This is a genomic window from Paraburkholderia sp. SIMBA_027 (assembly GCF_046535315.1).
GTDB lineage: Bacteria > Pseudomonadota > Gammaproteobacteria > Burkholderiales > Burkholderiaceae > Paraburkholderia > Paraburkholderia tropica.
Window position 1 is genome coordinate 1 of record NZ_JAWRWY010001200.1, and the last position, 251, is coordinate 251.

1 protein-coding gene is annotated in these 251 nt (G+C 66.1%); it reads left to right on the top strand.

Annotated features, from left to right (window positions below):
* On the top strand, positions 1-251 hold a 251-nt coding region (locus SB764_RS42950), incomplete at both ends, for a transporter substrate-binding domain-containing protein (RefSeq protein WP_410867169.1).

Consider the following 251-nt stretch of genomic DNA (forward strand, 5'->3'; position numbering starts at 1 on the left):
CTCGATACCGTGAAGAAGCGCGGCTACGTGCAGTGCGGCGTGTCCACCGGCATCCAGGGCTTTTCCTCGCCGGACAGCAAGGGCAACTGGCAGGGACTGGACGTGGACATGTGCCGCGCCATCGCCGCCACCATCTTCAACGACGCCAGCAAGTTCCGCCTGACGCCGTTGACGACGCAAGCGCGCTTCACCGCGCTGCAATCAGGCGAGGTCGACGTGCTGACGCGCAACGTCACGCCGACGATGGCGCG